The following is a 16,693-nucleotide window of genomic DNA, read 5'->3' on the forward strand; positions in this document are numbered from 1 at the left end:
GGGAACATCATCAAATGACACAACATAGTGCAACACGGTCCATGTTCGATCCGGCGCTCGTGCGCCCGGCCATCGTGGATTCGTTCAGGAAACTCAAGCCGCGCACCCAGTTGCGCAACCCGGTGATGTTCTGCGTCTACGTGGGCAGCGTGCTCACGACGATCCTCTGGGTCGCGGCGCTCATGGGCCAGGCCGAGGCGCCCGCCGGCTTCATTCTCGCGATCGCGCTGTGGCTGTGGTTCACGGTGCTGTTCGCGAACTTCGCCGAGGCGCTTGCCGAAGGGCGCTCGAAAGCGCAGGCCGCATCGCTGCGCCAGGCCAAGAAAGACGTGATGGCCAAGAAGCTCAACGAGCCGCATCCGAAGTCGCCGATCCGCATCATGACCGCGTCCGATTTGCGGCGCGGCGACGTGGTGCTGGTCGAGACCGGCGACACCATTCCGGCGGACGGCGAGGTGATCGAAGGTGTGGCCTCCGTGGACGAATCGGCGATCACGGGTGAATCGGCGCCGGTGATTCGCGAGTCGGGCGGTGATTTTTCGTCTGTCACGGGCGGCACGCGCGTGCTCTCGGACTGGATCGTCGTGCGCGTGACGGCCAACCCCGGCGAGGCGTTCCTCGACCGCATGATCGCGATGGTCGAGGGCGCCAAGCGCCAGAAGACGCCGAACGAGATCGCGCTCACGATCTTGCTGGTCGCGCTGACCATCGTGCTGCTGCTTGCGACGGCGACGCTGCTGCCGTTCTCGATGTTCTCAGTGGAAGCCGCGAAGATGGGCCACGTGGTCACGATCACAGTGCTCGTGGCGCTGCTCGTGTGCCTGATTCCGACCACCATCGGCGGGCTGCTTTCGGCGATCGGCGTGGCGGGCATGAGCCGCATGATGCAGGCCAATGTGATCGCCACCTCGGGCCGCGCGGTGGAAGCCGCCGGCGACGTGGACGTGCTGTTGCTCGACAAGACCGGCACGATCACGCTCGGCAATCGCCAGGCTTCCGCGTTCGTCCCTGCGCCCGGCGTGAGCGAGGAAGCGCTCGCGGACGCCGCGCAGCTCGCCTCGCTCGCCGACGAAACGCCCGAGGGTCGCAGCATCGTGGTGCTCGCGAAGCAGCGCTTCAACATTCGCCAGCGCGACATGGGCGCACTGCACGCGGTGTTCCTCGCCTTCAGCGCGCAGACGCGCATGAGCGGCGTGGACCTGTCGCCCGAAGGGACGGCGCCCGGCACGCATGCCCGCGAGATCCGCAAGGGCGCCGCCGATGCGGTCAAGCACTACGTCTTAGCCCACGGCGGCCGTTGCCCCGCGGAAGTCGACACGGCCGTGGACGACATCGCGCGCCGCGGCAGCACGCCGCTCGTGGTGGCGGAGATGCACGACAAGGTCGCGCGCGTGCTCGGCGTGATCGAATTGAAGGACGTGGTGAAGGGCGGCATCAAGGAGCGTTTCGCCGAGCTGCGCAAGATGGGCATCAAGACCGTGATGGTGACGGGCGACAACCGCCTGACCGCCGCCGCGATCGCCGCCGAAGCCGGCGTGGACGATTTCCTTGCGCAGGCCACGCCCGAGACCAAGCTCGCGACCATTCGCGAGCACCAGGCCCAGGGCAAGCTCGTGGCGATGACCGGCGACGGCACCAACGACGCACCGGCGCTCGCCCAGGCCGACGTGGCAGTGGCGATGAACACCGGCACCCAGGCCGCGAAGGAAGCGGGCAACATGGTCGATCTCGACTCGAATCCGACCAAGCTCATCGAGATCGTCGAGATCGGCAAGCAGATGCTCATGACGCGCGGCTCGCTCACGACCTTCTCGATCGCCAACGACGTCGCCAAGTACTTCGCGATCATTCCGGCGGCGTTCGCGACGACCTATCCGCAGTTGCGGGTGCTCGACGTCATGCATCTGAGCTCGCCGTCGTCGGCGATTCTCTCGGCGGTGATCTTCAACGCACTCATCATCGTGATGCTGATTCCGCTCGCGCTCAAGGGCGTGAAGTACCGGCCGCTCGGCGCAGCGACGCTGCTGCGCCGCAATTTGCTGGTCTACGGCCTCGGCGGCATTCTCCTGCCGTTCCCGTGCATCAAGCTGATCGACATGGTGCTGACCGCGTTCGGCTGGGTTTGATAGTCGCGTGTTACCTGATGAATAGGAATCCAGAATGAAAGCGCAGTTTCGACCTCTCATCGTGATCTTCGCCGTGCTCGCGGCGATCACCGGTCTCGTGTATCCGGCCGTGATGACCGCGTTCGGCCAGGCCGTGTTTCACCGCCAGGTGAACGGCAGTCTCGTCGAGGTGAACGGCAAGGTGGTGGGCAGCAAGCTGATCGGCCAGCAGTTCGACGCGCCCCAGTACTTCTGGGGCCGTCTCTCGGCCACCACGCCGAATCCGTACAACGCGACGAGTTCGGGCGGCTCGAACCTCGGCCCGACCAACCCGGCGCTCGCCGATGAAGTCAAAGGCCGCATCGCGGCGCTCAAGGCCGCGGGCACCGACGCTTCGCAGCCAGGCTCACAGCCGATCCCCGCCGATCTCGTGACCTCGTCGGCCAGCGGGCTCGATCCCGAGATCTCGCCGGCCGCCGCCGCGTACCAGGTGGCGCGCGTGGCCAAGGCACGCAACCTCAGCACGAACGACGTGCAGGCGCTCGTGGACCGTTATACCCAGGGCCGCCAGTTCGGCGTGTTCGGCGAGCCGCGCGTGAACGTGCTCGAACTGAACCTCGCGCTCGACGGCAAGGCGGCGAGCTGAGCCGTTGCGTGACGCCGAAGCCTGACGGCTGACGGCAATCGGGCACCGCATGCCGCCTGGGCAGCATGCGGTGCCTGCGTTTGTTCGTTGGTTGCACGCTGTTTGCTCGCTGTTTGCTCGCGGTTTGCCAATTCGCCGCCACGGTGAGACGATCTTCGATGAACCTTCCTACGAAACCCGCATGAACCGCCCCGATCCCGACGAACTCCTCGACCGGCTCCAGCGCGACGAAGAAAAACGCCGCCGCGGCAAGCTGAAGATTTTCTTCGGCGCGTCGGCGGGCGTCGGCAAGACCTATGCGATGCTCCAGGCCGCGCGACGCCGCAACGAAGAGGGCGTGGACGTGGTGGTCGGCATCGTCGAGACGCATGGGCGCAGCGAGACCGCCGCGCTCACGAGCGGGCTCGAAGAGCTGCCGCGCCAGCGCATCGCGTACCGTGGGCGCACGCTCGAGGAGTTCGATCTGGACGCCGCGCTCGAGCGCAAGCCGCAACTCGTGCTGGTCGACGAGCTTGCGCATTCGAACGTGCAGGGCGCGCGCCACATGAAGCGCTGGCAGGACGTCTACGAACTGCTCGACGCGGGCATTGACGTCTACACGACCGTCAACGTCCAGCACCTCGAAAGCCTCAATGACGTGGTGGGGCAGATCACCGGCATCCGCGTCTGGGAGACGGTGCCCGACCGCGTGTTCGACGGCGCCGACGAAGTCACGCTCGTCGACTTGCCTGCCGAGGAACTGCTCGACCGCATGCGCGACGGCAAGGTGTACATGCCCGCGCAGGCCGAGCGCGCGGTGCGCAATTTTTTCCGCAAGGGCAACCTGATCGCGCTGCGCGAGCTGGCGCTGCGCCGCACGGCCGACCGCGTCGATGCGCAGATGCACGAGTACCGCGCCGACCGCTCGATCCAGCATGTGTGGCAGGCGCGCGAGCGGCTGCTCGTGTGCGTGGGCCCGGGCCCCGAGGCGAGTGCGCTGGTGCGTGCATCGGCGCGGCTCGCGGCGAGCCTGAAGGCCGACTGGATCGCCGTGTACGTGGAGACGCCCAAGCTTCAGCGCTTGCCCGATGAGGTGCGCCAGCGCACGCTCGGCGCGCTCAAGCTCGCGTCCGAGTTGGGCGCGGAAACCGTCACGCTCGCCGGCGAGGACGCCGCCGTCACGCTCGCGGGCTATGCGCGGCTGCGCAACGTCTCGAAGCTCGTCGCGGGCGCGTCGACGCGCAGCAGCGGATCGTGGTGGCGCTGGCTGCGCCGGCCGTTCGGCGAGCGCCTGGCCGTTAAGGCCGAGGATGTCGACCTGACCCTGGTGCGCGCGGGCGCCGCCGATAACGACCGGCTTGCAGGCGGCTTTGCGGGTAGAGACCTGCGCGAGGCGTCGGCGGCCGCGAGCGCCGCCAACGCGTGGCGCGCGGCCATCGCCAGCGGCGCGGCGAACCGCTCGCCGCCGCGCGCCTATGCGGCGGCGCTGCTGATCTGCGCGGCCATCACGGTGCTCGCAAGCACCTTGCTCGACCGCATTGCGCTCGCCAATCTCGTGATGCTCTATCTGCTCGGCGTGATCTTCACGGCGACCAAGCTTGGGCGCGGCCCAGGCGTGCTGCTCTCGTTCGCGAGCGTGGCCGCCTACGACTTTTTCTTCGTGCCGCCGCGCCTGTCGTTCTCGGTGAGCGACACGCAGTACCTGCTGACCTTCGTGGGCATGCTGCTTACTTCGCTCGTCATCAGCCATCTCACCTCGAGCCTGCGCCGCGAGGCGAGCGTTGCGCAGCGGCGCGAGCAGCGCACGGGCGCGATGTACGCGATGGCGCGCGAACTGGCGGCCGCGCTCGCGACCGAGCAGATCGTCGCGATCGGCAGCCGTCACGTGAGCGAGGTGTTCGGCGCGCGCGTGGCGATGCTGCTGCCCGACAGTGCCGACAAGGTTCAGCAGAAGATCGAGGACCCCGATCCGCAGATCATGCTCGAGCCAGGGAGTCTCGACATCGACGTGGGCCAGTGGGTCTACGACCAGCAAAAGCCTGCGGGCCACGGCACCGACACGCTTCCGGCGGCTGCGGCGCTCTACCTGCCGCTCAAGGCGCCGATGCGCACGCGCGGCGTGCTGGCCGTGGTCACGCGCGACGCACGCGAGATGCAGGTGCCCGAGCAGCAGCGCATGCTCGACGCGTTCGCCGCGCAGATCGCGCTCGCGCTCGAACGCGTGCACTACGTGGAGATCGCGCGCGACGCGCTCGTCAACATGGAGTCCGAACGATTGCGCAATTCGCTGCTCTCGGCCATCTCGCACGACCTGCGCACGCCGCTTACGGCCATCGTCGGCTTTTCGTCGATGCTCGCGCAGACGCATGGGTCCGATGCGACCGGCGCGCCCGCCGACGTGCAGAACGCACGCTCGGGCGAGCTCATCGAGGCGATCCACGACGAAGCGCTGCGCATGACCGGCATCGTCACGAATCTGCTCGACATGGCGCGCCTGCAGGCGGGCAGCCTCAAGCTCAACCGGCAATGGACGCTGCTCGAGGAAACCGTGGGCGCGGCGCTGGCCGCGTGCCGCCGTGTGCTGGCGCGACACCCCGTGCACGTGCAGCTCGAAGAGGGCTTGCCTTTGCTGCAGCTCGACGCGGTGCTCATGGAGCGGCTCTTCTCGAACTTGCTGGAAAACGCCGCGAAGTACACGCCGCCCGATACGCCGCTCACGATCTCGGCGCGCCGCATCGAGCAGGACGGTCAGCCGTTCGTGCGCGTGAGCATCGACGACACGGGCCCAGGCCTGCCGCACGGCATGGGCGAGCGCGTGTTCGAGAAGTTCACGCGCGGCGAGAAGGAATCGGCGAAGCCCGGCATCGGCCTCGGGCTCGCGATCTGCCGCGCAATCGTGGAGGCGCACGACGGTACAATCGGCGCGACCAACCGCGCGGACGCCGATGGCCACGTCGAAGGCGCATCGTTCTGGTTCGCGCTGCCGGTGCAGACGCCGCCGCCGTTGCCCACCGACGTCGCCGATGCCGATGAATCCGCGCACGAGGGGGCCGACGCACACGACGCACATGAATCGCACGGTGCGCACGGTGCGCACGCCGTGGACCCCGACTCCGCAGTGGAATCCAAACCTGCCAATCCTGCCGCCCATGAGTGATCCGAGCCTCTCCGTTGTCCTGATCGAAGACGAAAAGCAGATTCGCCGCTTCGTGCGCGCGTCGCTGGAGGGGGAGGGCATTGCTGTCTACGACGCCGAGACCGGCAAGCAGGGGCTCGTCGAGGCGGCGACGCGCAAGCCCGACCTCGTGATCGTCGATCTGGGCCTGCCCGATACCGATGGGCTCGACGTGATCCGCGAGCTGCGCGGCTGGAGCGACCTGCCGGTGATCGTGCTGTCGGCGCGCACCCAGGAGAGCGAAAAGGTTGCCGCGCTCGACGCCGGCGCCGACGATTACCTCACCAAGCCGTTCGGCGTCTCCGAGCTGCTCGCGCGCATTCGCGCGCATCTGCGCCGCCGCAACCGGGGCGGCGCGAACGAAGCGCCGCAGGTGAGCTTCGGCGCGGTGACGGTCGACCTGGGCCTGCGCCAGGTGACGCGCGATGGCGCGCCCGTGCACCTCACGCCGATCGAGTACCGCCTGCTCGCCACGCTCGTGCGCGACGCGGGCCGGGTGCTGACCCACCGGCAATTGCTGCGCGAGGTCTGGGGGCCATCGCATGTCGAGAGCAGCCACTATCTGCGCATCTACATGGCGCATCTAAGGCAGAAATTGGAGCGCGATCCCGCGCAGCCCGAGCACATCGTCACCGAGACGGGCGTGGGGTATCGGCTGGTGGGCGTGCAGTAGCGCGGTAGTGCCGGAGTGGGCGGCCGGCCCGAGCCGGCTACAGACCCCCGTGGTATACTTACCGATGCGTAAGGACGACCTTGCGTCTCATCTTCAAACGGGGACGGCCCCAATTCTCAGGGGAACGTTCTCATGGCCTGGATTTACCTCCTTATTGCCGGCGTGCTCGAAGTCGCATGGGCGTCCGGTCTCAAACTGTCCGAAGGGTTTACGAAGCTCGGCTGGTCGGCGTTCACCATCGTGACGGCGCTCGGCAGCTTCTGGCTGCTCGCGCTCGCCATGCGCCAACTGCCGCTCGGCACGGCCTACGCGGTGTGGACCGGCATCGGCGCGGTGGGCGCGTTCATCCTCGGCATCATCGTGATGGGCGAAGCGGCAAGCGTCGCGCGCGTGGCCAGCGCCGCGCTGATCGTGCTCGGGCTCGTCGGGCTCAAGCTCTCGTCGGCGGCCTGAGGCGCTGGCGTCCTTGCGTTGCCGTGCCGGGCGCGCCACGTCCGGTGCGCTCGTGCAACGCACCAGCGGCGCGGAGGTTTGCGTGGCTATAATGGAACGACCATAGCCCGATAACACCCAACACTCCGCACCACGTCTGATTCGTGGGGACGGCGCCGCACGCGCCTCGCGCGAGGAGGCAGTCATGCTGGAATCACTTTCGCTTGCCGCCGGGCTGTCCTGGGGCAGCGGTCTGCGCCTCTACCTCACGGTTCTGATAGCCGGCGTGCTGCAGCGCCTCGGCTTCATCCACTTGCCCGACACACTGGCGATTCTCGCCTCGCCCTGGGTGATAGGCGTCGCCGCCGCATTCACGGTGCTCGAATTCCTCGCCGATAAGGTCCCTGCGTTCGACTCGCTCTGGGACGCCGTGCATACCTTTATCCGCATTCCCGCCGGCGCGGTGCTGGCGGCCGGCGCGCTCGGCCATGCCGACCCGGCGCTGCTCACCATCGCAGCGCTCGCCGGTGGCACGCTCGCGGGCACCGCGCATCTGGCCAAGGCCGGCACGCGCGCGCTCATCAATCTTTCGCCCGAGCCGGTGTCGAATGTCGTCACGTCCGGCGCGGAGGACGGCATGACCTTCGTTGGCGTGCTGCTCGCGTTGTTCATGCCGTTGCTGTTTCTGGTGATGCTCGTGGCCTTCCTGCTGGTGGCCACGTGGGCCTTGCCGCGCTTGTGGCGCGGCGTGCAGGGCGGGTTTCGCGGTATGGCCACGCACATGGTCTCGCGCTTCTCGCTGCGGAGCCGCCACGATTGAGCGGCGCCGGGCCTTCCTCGTCTTCTTCCAGCGCCGCGTCGGGCGGCAGTCCGGGCCGTTCCGGACCCATTCCGTCACGCTCGGGCAGTGAGCAGCCGCGCGGCGGTGGGGCAGGCGTGGCCCCTCCCGTACTTCCCAAACCTCGTACTACGCTTGGCTGGCCCGACCTCGTGCGCCTTGCCGCGCGCATGAGCGCGCGCGACTGGCGCGCCGGCGAGCTGACCATGCTGTTGCTGGCGCTCGTCCTCGCGGTGGCGGCGCTCGCGAGCGTGGGCTTTCTCGCTGACCGGCTCCAGCGCGGCCTCGAGCGCGACGCACGGGCCATGATCGCCGCCGACTTCATCGTGCGCGCCGACCATCCCGTCGACCCCGCCTTTGCTCAAGAGGCGCAGTCGCTGGCCCTGCGCACCGCGACCACGGCGATCTTCCCGAGCATGGTGAGCGCCGAGGGTGCGCCGGGTGTGTCTGATGCCCGGGCGGCCACGCGCCTCGCGGCGGTCAAGTCGGTCTCGCCGGGCTATCCGCTGCGCGGGGCGCTGCGCCTCGCGTCCGCGCCCGGCGCGCCCGAGCGCGAGGTGCGGGGCATTCCGCCACCCGGCACGGTCTGGGTCGATCAGCAACTGCTCGATGCGCTCAAGGTCCACGTGGGTAGCCGGGTGAAGGTCGGCACGCGCACTTTCACGATCGGCGCGCTCATCACGCGCGAACTCGATCGCGGCTTTTCGTTCGTGAACTTCTCGCCGCGCCTGATGCTCAACGCCGCCGATCTGCCCTCGACCGGCCTGACGGGCTACGGCAGCCGCGTCACGTACCGGCTACTCGTGGTGGGCCCCGATCCCGCCGTCGCACGGTTTACCGAGTGGGCGCATGCGCGCGTGGACGGCGGCAAGCTGCGCGGCGTTGGCCTTGAGTCGTTGCAGGACGGACAGCCGCAGGTGCGCCAGGCGCTCGATCGCGCGCGTCACTTTCTCATGCTCGTTTCGCTGCTCACGGCGCTGCTTGCGGCCGTGGCGATCGCGATGGCCGCGCACCGCTACACACGCCGGCATCTCGACGGCTGTGCCGCGATGCGCTGCCTCGGCGCGAGCCAGCGCACGCTGCGCGCGCTGTTCGTGCTCGAATTCACGGGTCTCGGGATGGTGGGCGGCGTGCTGGGCGTGGTGCTAGGCTACGCGGGCCATCTCGCCCTGCTGGCCTGGCTCGGCACGCTGATCGACGTGGTGCTGCCGAACCCCGGACCGCTGCCCGCGCTCGAAGGGATCGCGGCAGGCCTCGTGCTGCTACTCGGCTTCGCGCTGCCGCCGCTCCTGCCGCTCACGCGCGTGCCGCCCGTGCGCGTGCTGCGCCGCGAGTGGGGCGATGAGAGCCGCACAGCATGGGTTGCTTACGCCATCGGCATTGCGCTGTTTGCTGGGCTGCTGGTGATTGCGGCGGGCGAGCTTAAGCTCGGCGGCATCGTTGCCGGCGGCTTTGCGCTGGGTCTCGTCGTGTTCGCGGGCGTGGCGCGGGTCGCGCTGTGGGGCGCGGCGCGCATGGCGCGCAGCCAGCGCAACGGCTTTGAGGCGCGCGCGGGCGTGGGCTGGCGCTATGCGCTCGCGTCGCTCGAGCGGCGGCCCGGCGCGAGCGCGCTGCAGATCACCTCGCTCGCGATCGGCCTGATGTGCCTGCTGCTCATCGCGATGACGCGCAACGACCTGATCGACGGCTGGCGCAAGTCCACGCCGCCCGATGCGCCCAATGAATTCCTCATCGACATCCAGCCCGATCAGCGCAACGCCGTGGCCGCGTGGCTCACGGCGCACGGAATTGCGAATCCCGATCTCGAACCGATGGTGCGCGGGCGTCTCGTCACGATCAATGGCAAGCCCGTGGATCCGGTGAAGTACAAGAGCGAGGATGCGCGCCGTCTCGTCGACCGCGAGTTCAACCTCTCGTACACGACGCAATTGCCCGAGGACAACCGCATCGAAGCGGGCACCTGGTACGGCGAGTCGAGCGCGCCGCAGCTTTCGATCGAGCAGGGGCTCGCGAAGCTGATTCATGTGAAGCCCGGCGACGTGCTCACCTTCGACGTGACCGGCCTCGAAGTGACGGCGCCCGTGACGAGCGTGCGCAAGCTCGACTGGGGCTCGTTCAAGGTGAACTTCTTCGTGCTGATGCCGCCCGCGCTGCTGCGCGATTTTCCCGGCACGTACATCACGAGTTTTCATCTGCCCGAGACGCAGCGCGCCGTGGTGGACGGGCTCGTGGCGCAGTATCCGAACGTGACCGCCATCGACGTCGGCCCGATTCTCGCGCAGGTTCAGCGCATGCTGGAGCAGGTGATCAACGCGGTGCAGTTCCTGTTTCTGTTCACGCTCGCGGCGGGCGTGCTGGTGCTCTACGCGGCGCTCGCGGGCACGCGCGACGAGCGCATGCACGAGTCGGCGCTGCTGCGCGCGCTGGGCGCTTCGCATGCGCAGGTGCGCGCCGTGCAGGTGGCCGAGTTCGTCGCCGTGGGTGCGCTCGCGGGGCTGATGGCGGCGGTGGGCGCGCTGGCCGTGGGTTCGGTGCTGGCCACGAAAGTGTTCGCCTTCCATCTCGCGTTCGATCCGTGGCTTTTGCCCGGGGGCGTCGCGGCGGGCGTGGTCTGCGCGGGCGTGGGCGGATGGATCAGCCTGCGGCATGTGCTCGCGCGGCCCGCGCTGCAATCGCTGCGCGATGCGTGAAGGGCGCGGGCACCGCGGTTCAGTGACGCGCGGGGCCTGCCATCGGCATGGATTTCGGCATATGATGCCAGGGCTTTTTTCGCCCATGCCATGAATATCGAATCGACTCCAAAGCGCGCATCAAAGCGTACGACCCAGCCGGCCACGCACGGCGACGCCGCGCCGATGCGCTTTCTCGACACCTATCTCGCCGCGCTGCTCGCGCGCGCGAGCAGCCTGATTTCCGACGAATTCCACGCCACGCTCGCGCGCAAGAAGATTCCGGTGCTGCAATGGCGCGTGCTCGCGTGTCTTTCCGACGGCTCTTTGCCGATGGGCGATCTGGGGCGCGTGATTCTCGCGAAGCAGCCCACGGTGAGCAAGCTGATCGACCGCATGGAGGCGGCGGGGCTGGTCGTGCGTCAGGAGGATCCGGCGAGCCGCCGCCGCACGCTCGTTGCGCTCACGCCGCATGGCAGCACGCTCGCCGCAGAACTGGTGGTGCTCGCGCTGGAGCACGAGGCTTCAGTGCTGCTGCCGTTCGAGCCCGAGACGGCGAAGATTTTCGTCGACGTGCTGCGCAAGCTGATCGAGCAGCACGCGAAGTGAGCCGGGCCGAGGCCCATCAAAGCGCGAGGCTTCCCGTGCTCGTGCCGCCGCACACATAAAGCGTCTGCCCCGTGACGAAGCCGTTCTCCGGCGCCGCGAAGAACATCGCGGCGCGTGCGATGTCGTCGGGCTGGCCGAGCCGGCCCACGGGAATGCCGGCGGCGATTTGCGCGACCTTCGGGCTGTCGGCGGGCACGATCTCATGGAACATGTCGGTCTGGATCGGGCCCGGCGCAATCGCGTTCGCGGTGACGCCTAGCGGCCCGAGTTCGAGCGCCCAGGTGCGCACGAGCCCGAGCATGCCCGCCTTGGTCGCGGAGTAGGCCGTGCGCGTAGCGAGCCCGAGCGCCGCGCGCGACGAAACCAGCACGAGACGGCCGAAATGCTGCGCGCGCATGGCGGGCAGCATGGCCTGCGCGAGCGCGATGGGCGCAGCGAGATGCAGATTCGTGAGCGCGAGCAGGTCCTCGTGCGCGACATCGGGCAGAAGCGCCGGGCGGATCGCCCCGGCGTTGTGGATCAGCGTGGTGGGCGCATGACGCGCCGCGATTTCGGCTGCGGCTTCGCGCGTGGCCGTTGCGTCGCACAGATCGATCTCGACGGTGTGAAGGCGCGCGTGCCCCGGCGCGTTCGCGCGCAGGTCGAGCGAGATCACTTCATAGCCGGCTTCGAGCAGATGCTCGACGACCGCTCGGCCGATGCCGGCATTGCCGCCGGTCACGATGGCGGCGCGCTTCATCGCGTTGTTTGGGCTGGTGTTCGTCGTCATGTCAGTCCTGGCGTTTCTTCATGGTGCGCGTGTCGATGCAGCCCGGCGTGCCGGGCAGCGTGCGCGCGAGGTCCTTGAGGGCGGCGCGCTGCACCTTCTGCGTGCCGGTGAGCGGCAGCGCGTCGACGAATGCGACATAGCCGGGCGCCTTGAAATACGCGAGCTGCGCGAGGCAGAGCGCCACGAGTTCGGCGGCGCGCGCGGCGCGTTCGGCTTCGCGCAGCGGCTCGCGCGCGACGACGCAGGCGAGCACTTCGTCGCCGCGCACCGGGTCGGGCGTGGCCGCGACGGCTACGTCGGCCACGCAGGGATGCTTGCGCAGCACGCTCTCAACTTCGACCGCAGAGATGTTCTCACCGCTGCGGCGAATCACGTTCTTCTTTCGGTCGACGAAGTACATCTGGCCGTCGGCGTCTTGCTTAACGATGTCGCCGGTATGGAACCAGCCGCCTTCCCACGCTGCCGCCGTTGCTTCGGCATCCTTGAGATATTCGCGGAAAAAACCCCGGCGCGGCGCCTCGCCGCTCGCGCGCACGAGCAATTCACCTGGCTCGCCCGCGCGCGCCGGCTGGCCATCGTCGCCGACGATCCGAACGTCCAGCGCTGCCTCAGGCTTGCCGAAGCACGACATGCCGATGTTGCGCGGCTCGCGGTTGGCGATCACCACGGCGCCCGCGCCGGTTTCGGTCATCGCCCAGGCTTCGAGCAACGGGATGCCGAAGCGGGTTTCGAACGGTGCGTGCAGGGTCTTGTCGACGCCCGCGCCAAAGCCGAAGCGCACCGCGTGGTCGCGGTCGTGCGCGGCTTCCGGCGCGCCGAGCAGCATGGCCGGCATCACGCCGAGATAGTGGATCACGGTCGCGCGCGCGTCGCGCACGCTCGCCCACCAGCTGCGCGGATGAAAGCGGTCGAGCGCGACGATGGCGCCGCCTGCGAGGATCATCGCCATGGTCGAGTACGCCATCGCGTTCATGTGCGTCATCGGCAGCGGCGTGACGAGGCGTTCGACGCCGGGCCGCAACGCGCACAAGCCGCCGATGCGGTTGTACCAGAGGCCCGCGAGCAGAAAGTACTCGTTGGGCAGCACGCAGGCTTTCGGGCGGCCTGTCGTGCCCGAGGTGTAGAGCAGCGCGCATTCGGTGTTGGCGTCGGGCGCGTGCGCGTGGGCTTCGGCGGCGGCGGGCGGGATCGCGTTCGCATCGGCCTCGGCGTCGTGGAGCGCGACGCTGCGTTGCGCGGCAAGCGCCGCCGCGCGCAAATCGGCGTGACGTGCCGAAGGCGCGACCGCAAGATCGAGTTCGCTGTGGCCCGTGATGTATTCGAGCTCGGCGGCACGCAACTCGGTCGAGAGCGGCACGACCGAGACGCCGAGCGCGTTCAGCGCGAGCCAGTGCAGGAAGAACGCGGGCCGGTTCTCGAGCATCAGCCCCGCGCGATGACCGGAGCCGAAGCCGGCGGCGCGGTAGCGCGCGGCGAGTGCGTCGACCTGGGCGAGCGCCTCGCCATAGCGCAGCGTTTGCGCGTCGATGCCGTAAATCTGCGCGGTTTCCGGCAGCACGACGAGGAAGTCTTGATCGGGATAGCGCGCGGCGCTCGCGGCAAAGGCCGCATAAACCGAAGGGAAGGGCAATGGATCGGAATGGCGTGGTTCGTGGTTCACCGTGTGCCTCACATGAAGAGCTGGACCGACGGCAGCGCCGCGTCGCAATTGAGCAGGTCGATGCGCTTTTCGCGGATGCGCAGCGCGCCGTCTTCCTCGACGAGGTGATGGCGCACGATGCCCGTGAAAATCAGTTGCTCGTCGCCGCGCGCTTCGGCGTAGAAAAACGGCGTGCGCAGGCGATAGCCATCGGCGCCCGCGGACTCGATCTCCGGCCGTTGCAGCACGTGCTGGCAGCGGCTCTCGGGCTGCTGCGAGAAGGCGCGCGGCTGTTTCAGACGCTCGACGCGCAGCTTGAGCAGCAGGCGGTCTTCGTACATCAGCGAAGCGTGATTGAGGCCGTCGCGCTGATCCGGCCCGAGCGGAATCCAGTAGAGGCCGTCTTCGGCGAAGAGCTCGTACCACGCGTCGAGCTGTTTTTCGTCGATGAGGCGCGCCTCGCGGTAGACGAAATCGGCGAGCGTTTCGCGCAGGGCCGTGTCAGGTGTGGCGTTCATCGCTAGGTCCCCCGGAATTATTTCGACGTCTGCGGCGCCATATAGCGCGCCCACGCACGGAACTGGTTGCGCATCGAGATCTCGCTCGTGCCGTTGACGGTAAGGTCGCGCGCTTCGCTTTCGTCGGCGCGATAGTCGCGATGCAGGCTCACCCATGCGTTGCCGTTCGCGGCGAGTCCCTCCTGGATCGCGCGGTACGCGTGCAGGTCGTCGTGGCCCACCACCGACATCGGCGAGTTGATGAGGCGCGAATACGTGAGCGTGCGTTGCAGCAGCACCTCGGGCGCGCCCTTGAGGCGGAAGGTCCACGATTCGATCACCGTCTTGTCCGGCGCGATCGGGCGCACCACGCGGATCGCCTGGATCGCGCCCTTGATCGTGAGGCTGGGGTAGTAGACCGTGTTGTGGCGCGCGGTGCCGAGTACCTGCTTCGCCTTTTCCTCGCCCCAGGCCGCGGCGAGCTGCTGCTCGTACTCGGGCAGAGCCGCGTAGCTCGAATGGATCGAGAAGTTCACGCCTGTGTAGCTGTGGCCGTTCTCGAACACGCGCACGCCCATGCCGTCGAAGAACGCGTAGTCGGATACGAACGGCACGAACTGCTCGATGGCCATGGGCTTGGGCTCCTCGGCGCTCTTGCCGTCCCAGAGCTTTTTCGCTGTGCCCGCCGATGACTCGTGCGCCACCATCGGGTGCATCGTGTCGTTGAGGTTCTCGACGAACATCTTCCAGTTGCAGTTGTGCACGTAGCGCAGGCAGCCCCCCGCAACTTCCAGCTCGCCTTCGGGCGAGCGGTCGGCCATGTTGTCGATGGACGAGAGCGAGTCGCCGAAATAGTCGCTGAACGACGGGCCTTCTTCGGATAGGCGCACGAACACGAAGCCGCGATACGTCTCTACGTTGGCCGCGGCGCTCAGGCCTTGTCCCGAGGGGCATTCGCTCATGCGCGTGCCTTCGTAGCCGTTTTTCAGCGGGATCGCGAGCGGCTTGCCGTCGGTCTTGTAGGTCCATGCATGGTAAGGACAGCGGAAGAACTTGCCGGTGTTGCCGGTGGGCGCGCTCACGAGCTTCGCGCCCTTGTGGGCGCAGCGGTTCTTCAGCACGCGCACGCTGCCGTCGGCCTGGCGCACCATCACGAGCGGCTCTTTTGCGATGTCGACGGTGAGGTAGTCGCCGGTGTTGGGCACCTGGCTCGTGTGGCCGAGATAGACCCAGGTGCGGTGAAAGAGCCGCTCCATTTCGAGGTCGAACACTTCCTGATCCAGATACACGTCGCGGTGGACCTGGTCCGGTTCGACGAGCGCGGCGAGCGCTGCGGCGTCTTCGCGATAGCGGGGCATGGCGGGCTCCTTGGCTGGGGCGTGATGCGTTTTGTGGTGCGTTTTGTAGTGCGTCTTGATGTTTAGGCGTCGATGATGAGGCGGCCCGCGCGGGCGCGCGACACGCAGATATGCATCACCTTGCCCGAGCACTTTTCCGCTTCGCTCAGGCAGTAATCGCGGTGATCGACTGCGCCTTCGATCACGCCCACCTGGCACACGCCGCATTCGCCGCGCTTGCAGTCGTAGAGCGGATCGAGCCCGGCGTCGAGCATGGCGTCGAGGATCGTCTGCGCGGGGGCCACGGTTAGCGTCATGCCGCTCTGGCGCAGTTCGACTTCGAATGCGGCATCGCCGGCATGGGGCGCGGCTGCTGTGAACAGTTCGGAGCGGATGCGCTCGCGCGGCCAGCCGCGCTCGGCAGCGAGCGCGATGACTGCGTCGATCAGGCCTTGCGGGCCGCACACATAGAGCGGCTGGCCCGGCGTGAGCGTGGCGAACAGGCGCGCGAGGTCGAAGCGCTTGGCTTCGCTGGCTTCGTCGTCGCCATAGAGATGCAGGTGCTCGCCCGCGAGCGCGCGCAGTGCGTCGACGAAGGCGAGTTGCGCGATCGAGCGCCCCGTGTAGTGCAAGGTGTAGCGGCAGTCGCGCGCGGCGAGCGTGGCGGCCATCGAGGCGATCGGCGTGATGCCGATGCCGCCCGCGATCAGCACGGCGTCGGCGGTGGCGGCGTCGAGCGCGAAGGCGTTGACGGGCGCTGCGATGCGCAGCGTGGCGCCGGCGCGCACCTGGGTGTGCATCCACAGCGAGCCGCCCGCGCCCGAGTCTTCGCGGCGCACGGCGATCAGGTAGTGATCGGGCGCGTGTTCGCTTGCGGTGCAGGCTTCGGATGCGAGATTGATGAGCGAATAGGCGCGCCAGTCGCCGCCACCCACTTGCACGCGGATATGCGCGCCCGCCGTGAAGCCGGGCAGCGCCCGGCCATCGGGCGCGCGCAGGCGAAACGCGGTGACGTGCGACGTAAGCGGTTCGATGGTTTCGACGACGACGTCGAAGGCATCGGTGACGGGCGCGGTGCTCATTGCGAGGCTCCTTGTGCTGCGATGGGGGCGCTGCCTGTTGCGATCAGGCGTCGATCAGCAGGATTGACGCGCTGCGAAGGGGATCTGCGCGTAAACCCTTTAGATTCGAAAATATGAAAATTCATGTGTTTTATTGGATAATGAAAAAAACCGGCTGTCAAGGCGGGTGCTCCCGAGGCCGAGGCCGGGGCGGTGCGAATCGTCGTACGAGAGGAGTCGAGGCAAGATGAACACGGACAGGAC

General features: G+C 68.0%; 13 protein-coding genes. 8 read left to right on the plus strand and 5 right to left on the minus strand.

Annotation, left to right across the window (positions count from 1 at the left end; all coding sequences use genetic code 11):
* The first annotated feature begins 14 nt into the window (after positions 1-14).
* From kdpB to HV773_RS06170, 8 genes are all read left to right on the plus strand, one after another.
* Positions 15-2,126, plus strand: coding sequence for a potassium-transporting ATPase subunit KdpB (kdpB, locus tag HV773_RS06135; RefSeq protein ID WP_129561566.1), 2,112 nt, complete (start codon positions 15-17; stop codon positions 2,124-2,126).
* 34 nt (positions 2,127-2,160) lie between these two features.
* Positions 2,161-2,751, plus strand: a complete 591-nt coding sequence (gene kdpC, locus HV773_RS06140; protein WP_129561567.1) for a potassium-transporting ATPase subunit KdpC — start codon at positions 2,161-2,163, stop codon at positions 2,749-2,751.
* A 181-nt stretch (positions 2,752-2,932) separates the two neighbouring features.
* Positions 2,933-5,887, plus strand: coding sequence for a sensor histidine kinase (locus HV773_RS06145; RefSeq protein WP_175194377.1), 2,955 nt, complete (start codon positions 2,933-2,935; stop codon positions 5,885-5,887).
* A complete protein-coding gene (gene kdpE / locus HV773_RS06150) occupies positions 5,880-6,578 on the plus strand; it encodes a two-component system response regulator KdpE (protein ID WP_129561569.1) in 699 nt (232 codons plus the stop codon). The genes HV773_RS06145 and kdpE overlap by 8 nt, the downstream gene beginning before the upstream one ends.
* A 132-nt stretch (positions 6,579-6,710) precedes the next feature.
* Complete coding sequence (locus HV773_RS06155) at positions 6,711-7,031, plus strand: DMT family transporter (RefSeq protein WP_129561570.1); 321 nt, start codon at positions 6,711-6,713, stop codon at positions 7,029-7,031.
* Positions 7,032-7,215: 184 nt separating this feature from the next.
* A complete protein-coding gene (locus HV773_RS06160; RefSeq protein ID WP_129561571.1) occupies positions 7,216-7,830 on the plus strand; it encodes a DUF4126 domain-containing protein in 615 nt (204 codons plus the stop codon).
* A 188-nt stretch (positions 7,831-8,018) separates the two neighbouring features.
* Positions 8,019-10,538: an ABC transporter permease gene (locus HV773_RS06165; RefSeq protein WP_129563295.1), complete on the plus strand. Its 2,520-nt coding sequence runs from the start codon at positions 8,019-8,021 to the stop codon at positions 10,536-10,538.
* A gap of 90 nt (positions 10,539-10,628) precedes the next feature.
* A complete protein-coding gene (locus tag HV773_RS06170; RefSeq protein WP_129561572.1) occupies positions 10,629-11,126 on the plus strand; it encodes a MarR family winged helix-turn-helix transcriptional regulator in 498 nt (165 codons plus the stop codon).
* 16 nt (positions 11,127-11,142) lie between these two features.
* Here the strand turns inward: HV773_RS06170 and HV773_RS06175 are convergent, their stop codons facing one another.
* The 5 genes from HV773_RS06175 to HV773_RS06195 form a co-directional block, all read right to left on the minus strand.
* The gene (locus HV773_RS06175) at positions 11,143-11,895 is read right to left on the minus strand and encodes an SDR family NAD(P)-dependent oxidoreductase (RefSeq protein ID WP_227875371.1); all 753 of its coding nucleotides are present in this window, start codon (positions 11,893-11,895) and stop codon (positions 11,143-11,145) included.
* A gap of 1 nt (position 11,896) precedes the next feature.
* Complete coding sequence (locus HV773_RS06180) at positions 11,897-13,555, minus strand: AMP-binding protein (RefSeq protein WP_377731172.1); 1,659 nt, start codon at positions 13,553-13,555, stop codon at positions 11,897-11,899.
* 8 nt (positions 13,556-13,563) lie between these two features.
* The gene (locus tag HV773_RS06185) at positions 13,564-14,052 is read right to left on the minus strand and encodes an aromatic-ring-hydroxylating dioxygenase subunit beta (RefSeq protein ID WP_129561573.1); all 489 of its coding nucleotides are present in this window, start codon (positions 14,050-14,052) and stop codon (positions 13,564-13,566) included.
* Between the two features lie 17 nt (positions 14,053-14,069).
* The gene (locus tag HV773_RS06190) at positions 14,070-15,389 is read right to left on the minus strand and encodes an aromatic ring-hydroxylating dioxygenase subunit alpha (protein ID WP_129561574.1); all 1,320 of its coding nucleotides are present in this window, start codon (positions 15,387-15,389) and stop codon (positions 14,070-14,072) included.
* Positions 15,390-15,451: 62 nt separating this feature from the next.
* Complete coding sequence (locus HV773_RS06195; protein WP_129561575.1) at positions 15,452-16,450, minus strand: PDR/VanB family oxidoreductase; 999 nt, start codon at positions 16,448-16,450, stop codon at positions 15,452-15,454.
* Positions 16,451-16,693 lie beyond the last annotated feature (243 nt).

It is taken from the genome of Paraburkholderia caffeinitolerans, assembly GCF_902859945.1.
In the GTDB taxonomy this organism is placed as follows: domain Bacteria; phylum Pseudomonadota; class Gammaproteobacteria; order Burkholderiales; family Burkholderiaceae; genus Paraburkholderia; species Paraburkholderia caffeinitolerans.

What these genes read in the sequence shown, in the direction of transcription:
- kdpB (WP_129561566.1), top strand. Translation starts at nt 15, where the DNA reads ATGACACAACATAGTGCAACACGGTCCATGTTCGATCCGGCGCTCGTG.
- kdpC (WP_129561567.1), top strand. Translation starts at nt 2,161, where the DNA reads ATGAAAGCGCAGTTTCGACCTCTCATCGTGATCTTCGCCGTGCTCGCG.
- HV773_RS06145 (WP_175194377.1), top strand. Translation starts at nt 2,933, where the DNA reads ATGAACCGCCCCGATCCCGACGAACTCCTCGACCGGCTCCAGCGCGAC.
- kdpE (WP_129561569.1), top strand. Translation starts at nt 5,880, where the DNA reads ATGAGTGATCCGAGCCTCTCCGTTGTCCTGATCGAAGACGAAAAGCAG.
- HV773_RS06155 (WP_129561570.1), top strand. Translation starts at nt 6,711, where the DNA reads ATGGCCTGGATTTACCTCCTTATTGCCGGCGTGCTCGAAGTCGCATGG.
- HV773_RS06160 (WP_129561571.1), top strand. Translation starts at nt 7,216, where the DNA reads ATGCTGGAATCACTTTCGCTTGCCGCCGGGCTGTCCTGGGGCAGCGGT.
- HV773_RS06165 (WP_129563295.1), top strand. Translation starts at nt 8,019, where the DNA reads ATGAGCGCGCGCGACTGGCGCGCCGGCGAGCTGACCATGCTGTTGCTG.
- HV773_RS06170 (WP_129561572.1), top strand. Translation starts at nt 10,629, where the DNA reads ATGAATATCGAATCGACTCCAAAGCGCGCATCAAAGCGTACGACCCAG.
- HV773_RS06175 (WP_227875371.1), bottom strand. Translation starts at nt 11,895, where the DNA reads ATGACGACGAACACCAGCCCAAACAACGCGATGAAGCGCGCCGCCATC.
- HV773_RS06185 (WP_129561573.1), bottom strand. Translation starts at nt 14,052, where the DNA reads ATGAACGCCACACCTGACACGGCCCTGCGCGAAACGCTCGCCGATTTC.
- HV773_RS06190 (WP_129561574.1), bottom strand. Translation starts at nt 15,389, where the DNA reads ATGCCCCGCTATCGCGAAGACGCCGCAGCGCTCGCCGCGCTCGTCGAA.
- HV773_RS06195 (WP_129561575.1), bottom strand. Translation starts at nt 16,450, where the DNA reads ATGAGCACCGCGCCCGTCACCGATGCCTTCGACGTCGTCGTCGAAACC.